5 protein-coding genes and 1 pseudogene are annotated in these 4,023 nt (G+C 47.7%); all 6 read right to left on the bottom strand.

All coding sequences use genetic code 11. The features are described 5' to 3' along the window. Positions 1 to 332, bottom strand: a pseudogene (locus HMPREF9304_RS02120) (conjugative transposon protein TraM); the annotation flags it as partial. Continuing rightward, the gene (locus HMPREF9304_RS13940; protein WP_081953628.1) at positions 325 to 627 is read right to left on the bottom strand and encodes a hypothetical protein; all 303 of its coding nucleotides are present in this window, start codon (positions 625 to 627) and stop codon (positions 325 to 327) included. The gene HMPREF9304_RS13940 and the pseudogene HMPREF9304_RS02120, both read right to left, overlap by 8 nt. Before the next feature lie 4 nt (positions 628 to 631). Next, entirely contained in the window at positions 632 to 1,255 is a 624-nt protein-coding gene (gene traK / locus HMPREF9304_RS02115) for a conjugative transposon protein TraK (RefSeq protein ID WP_008449132.1), read from the bottom strand. A gap of 47 nt (positions 1,256 to 1,302) precedes the next feature. Beyond that, the gene (gene traJ / locus HMPREF9304_RS02110; RefSeq protein ID WP_008449129.1) at positions 1,303 to 2,340 is read right to left on the bottom strand and encodes a conjugative transposon protein TraJ; all 1,038 of its coding nucleotides are present in this window, start codon (positions 2,338 to 2,340) and stop codon (positions 1,303 to 1,305) included. 54 nt (positions 2,341 to 2,394) lie between these two features. Beyond that, positions 2,395 to 3,024: a DUF4141 domain-containing protein gene (locus HMPREF9304_RS02105; RefSeq protein WP_036865620.1), complete on the bottom strand. Its 630-nt coding sequence runs from the start codon at positions 3,022 to 3,024 to the stop codon at positions 2,395 to 2,397. A 28-nt stretch (positions 3,025 to 3,052) separates the two neighbouring features. Beyond that, positions 3,053 to 4,023 (bottom strand): TraG family conjugative transposon ATPase (locus HMPREF9304_RS02100; protein WP_036926148.1); only part of this gene is annotated, 971 nt, incomplete at its 5' end.

Raw genomic sequence — 4,023 nt, 5'->3', positions numbered from 1 at the left:
GAGCTTTCAATCTTTGCCGTCGAAGCGGCTGTTTCCGCACGCTCGCTTTCCGAGGGGGCGGTATTACTATCAAAGTAATCCGAAAGCCTGCCCATCTCCTCGCGTGTCTGTTCGTCCTGACGGCTCTTGTCGCCCAATTCGTAGGCTTTAAGTTTGTTTCCCGTCAGCTGTTCGGTGGTCGCCTGCGGTATGCTGTCGTTCAGTCCCTGCTGCGCCGCACTCTTCTCCTTGCCCGACGGGGCAAATATGAACCACATCGAGAGGGCGAAAAGCAATCCCAGCCCACCGAAGACCAAGCCTTTTTTCATTTGTTCTTTCTGTTTATTATCCATTTTCTTTGATTGTTTGATGATGTTGTAGGTAAAAATTGCCGTGTAACTCATGTAAAGTGCTGTCCGTCCGTATGGGACTATCCGTCAGCTTTCCCGTGGGGATGGGTAGTTTTTCCTTCTTTGGAGGAAGGAAAAACTGCGCTATCATCCAGAGTGAGCAGAGCAGATAGATGAAGCTCAGTCCATAGACGATTTCCTTTCTCTGCCTTATCGTGAGCCTTTCACAACGATGGCGGAGCCACAGGTGAAAGCGCAGATAGTGACGTGAGAGTAAAAAGATTCTTTTCCTTGCCATAGCCTTACCGTTTATAAGTCTGTATGTCTCTGTTCTCCTTAACGAGGAAGTTCTCCATCAGGAAACCTTGTGGGTTGTTATCCGAACGGACTGAGTTCTGCAGCGTGCAGGTCGTTATGAGACTACGCTCTGTAACATTACTCTGACGGACGATAAACTCCCGTGCATAAGTCGTTACGGCATAAGGGTAAGTATTAAAGTTGCAGTGGATAGAGTCCACCTCTATGCGCTGATTGACATTACCCGATATGGCACGGTTATAATACCCCTTCTCTGCCAAGTCTTTGTAATAGTTGAAAGCCGACTTGTCACACAGAACGAAGGCACGTTCCATATTCTTCTCAATGGCGTCCTTGTCGGGCGCAATGGTGAAGAAGAGCTCATGGAAACGACGCACGTGTTCTCTTGCCTCTACGGGACGGTTACGACTTGCATCCTGACTAAGGGCAAGCATGAGTGACTTTCCCTGGTCAAGCACATAGATTTTCTCCCGCTGCTCCTTGGCGAAGCTGTACGAGGCATAGAGGGCATAGACGCTCACTGCCACACATACGATGGCAAAGACAAAGGCATAGAGCCGTATCTGTCTGAAGGAGGTCTCGATATTATTAAGTGATTTGAATTCCATTTTTTTCTTTTATACCTGTTGATTAATTAAGCATAGTTGCTCCATTTCTATTTTCCTTTAAGCAGCGCTCCCTTGATGCGTCCACCGACATTTCCCACAGCAGCACCTGCGCCAGCCATAGCAGCCTTGCCACCAGTATATGCGCCTTGCGCACCATGCTGTGCTGTCTGGTTAACATTACGACCGTAAGAGCCGATACCACCTCCAGCTTCGATAATCCAGCCAGCCACGGTAGGTACACAGAAGTAGCCCACAATACCGATGAGGAAGAAGACGATGTAGTACCACGTCCCCGAATCAGGCAGGTAGTTAGGGTCGCTGAGCGCATCGATGTCTTTCTGCATCATCAGCACCTGTATTTTCGTTAGCAGTGCCGTAAGAATAGAGCTGACAGGCAGCCACAGGTAGACAGAGATATAGCGTGAGAACCATGCCGTAAGTGAGCCTGCAAGACCATCCCATACGGCAATACCGAAGACTATCGGACCGAGAATGGCAAGGACGATGAGTATGAAGGTGCGTAGTGTGTCGATGATAAGTCCTGCAGCATGGAACAGAAGTTCTAAAAGGTCGTGTACCATCTTCATAATCCATTGCTTGGTCTGATAGGCAGCACGCTCGGCATACATACCCGCTATCGTCACGGCATCCTCCGGACCGATGATGCCCATTTCCTCTATCTTCTCATCGAACTTCTCGTTGGAGACAAGGTAGGCTGTTTCTGGATTCCTAAGGTAGGCTTCCTCTTGCAACTTGTCCCGCTTGGCTGTAAGCTCGGCAAGGTTCCCCTCCTGCTGGTGTACTATCATCTCCGTTCCCTGCACTACGGGCGAGAGAACGGCATTCATCGTACCCAGTACGACTGTCGGGAAGAACATGATGCAGAAGCCCAAGACAAAGGGGCGGAGCAGTGGAAACACATCGATTGCCTCGGCACGGGCAATGGAAGCCCACACCCGAAGGGCAATATAAAAGAGCGCTCCCAAGCCCGCAATGCCCTTGGCAATACCTGTCATCTGGGCACAGAGCGGCATCATCTCGTCATAGGTGGAGCGTAGCAGCTCGTGTAAACTGGCAAAATCCATAAGCAAAAGTTTTTTTTATGAAAGTTCTTTCAAGTTCTTTTTTTGTCTGTGGATTTACCAATACCTGCTTGCCGTATTACCATAGAGTGCCTTAACAGAGGCAAGGTTGTTCTTCTCCCTTGCACGCACATAGCTTACGGAGATGTTTTTTCTTGTATAGTATGAGACAAGCGAGCGGTTTTCTCTCAGCGTGGTATAAATACGGTCAATTGCCTGCATTCGTTCGTGGTCGTTCATCGAGAAGACATTACTCTTGACGATGGACTTTAGTTCTTTGAGACTCTCACCGCTCTGCTCCAAGAGCTTGGCATATCCTGAAGCCATTGCAGCAAGCTCGGAGGGGCGGAAGTTCTTGTCCGAAAGCATCTTCTTATACGAGGTGACGTAAATCTCAGAGATGTCGCCCACCATTAGGATACACTCCTTGACCTTATAGGCATCCCCAATGAGGTTATTCACCTTCTTTAGGGCATCATAATACTTCTTGGTGTCGTTGTATAGTTTCTCCACTTCCTTAAAACCGTCAAGGGTGTTCTTCACCGTCTTCGAAGCTGTTGCAATCTCCTTGACCGAATTGACGATGTTGCCGGCAAAATTGCCAGGGTCGGTTACTACCCACTGTGCGTAGGCTTTGGGAACAGAAAGGCTCAATCCTAAGAGAGCCATGAAAATGTACTTTTTCATTGTTGCTATAGTTTTGATGATTTATTACTTATTTCTTTTTATTGCTTCTTTTCTCTATGGCAAGCTGACGGATAGCCGTTTCGATGTCCCCACCAAGCTGTGCTGCCCTGTTCATCACCTCCACCTTCTCGGTTTCCTCAGTGGTATAGGTCAGGTATTCCTCCATGCTCACTTCCGTAGCATAGACAGCACTCTGCATACCGCCCAAGCCTATCCACACTTCCTTGTAGAGTCGATTCGGGTCATTGTTTTGATTGATGGAGAGTATCTGGCTCTTTTCCTTTTCCGAAAGACCGAGCATCGCCTGTATACCGTCGAACTTGGTCATGTACTTTCTCTGGTCAAGCAGTATCTTGCAGTCGGAGTTGTTGATAATACTTTCCTTGACAATGGGCGACTGAATGATATCGTCCACCTCCTGCGTTACGACAATGGCTTCCCCGAAATACTTTCTCACCGTCTTATAGAGATACTTGATGTAGTCTGCCATGTTTGCCGAAGCAATCGCTTTCCATGCTTCCTCAATAAGTATCATCTTGCGGATACCCTTTAATCGGCGCATCTTGTTGATGAAGGCTTCCATGATGATAATCGTTACCACTGGGAAAAGGTCTTTGTTGTCCTTCACTTGGTCAATTTCAAAGACGATGAAGCGTTTAGAGAGCAGGTCGATGTTCTTGTCCGAGTTCAGCAGGAAATCATATCGACCACCACGATAATATTGCTTCAATGTCGTTAAGAGGTTATTGATATTGAAGTCCGAGAGCGTTACCTTGATGTCACGTTTTTCCATATCCTTTCGGTACACGTCCCGCAGATACTCATAGAAAGTATTAAAACAGGGTGTAACGCTGTGGTCAGCACATATAAGCTCGATATAGGAGTTTACAGCAGAACCAAGTTCACCTGCCTCGGTCTTAGTGATATGCTCATCTGCACTTTTCCAAAGTGTAAGCAGCAGCGTGCAGATACTCTCCCTTTTCTCTACATCGAAGAAAT

The sequence above is a fragment of the Hoylesella timonensis S9-PR14 genome (assembly GCF_000762405.1).
Classification (GTDB): Bacteria; Bacteroidota; Bacteroidia; order Bacteroidales; family Bacteroidaceae; genus Prevotella; species Prevotella timonensis_A.
Note: the sequence above shows the minus strand (reverse complement) of the source record. Positions and strands in the feature narration are given on the sequence as shown.

Excerpts from the sequence above, each read along its gene's own strand:
- HMPREF9304_RS13940 (WP_081953628.1), bottom strand. The coding sequence starts at position 627 with ATGGCAAGGAAAAGAATCTTTTTACTCTCACGTCACTATCTGCGCTTT.
- traK (WP_008449132.1), bottom strand. The coding sequence starts at position 1,255 with ATGGAATTCAAATCACTTAATAATATCGAGACCTCCTTCAGACAGATA.
- traJ (WP_008449129.1), bottom strand. The coding sequence starts at position 2,340 with ATGGATTTTGCCAGTTTACACGAGCTGCTACGCTCCACCTATGACGAG.
- HMPREF9304_RS02105 (WP_036865620.1), bottom strand. The coding sequence starts at position 3,024 with ATGAAAAAGTACATTTTCATGGCTCTCTTAGGATTGAGCCTTTCTGTT.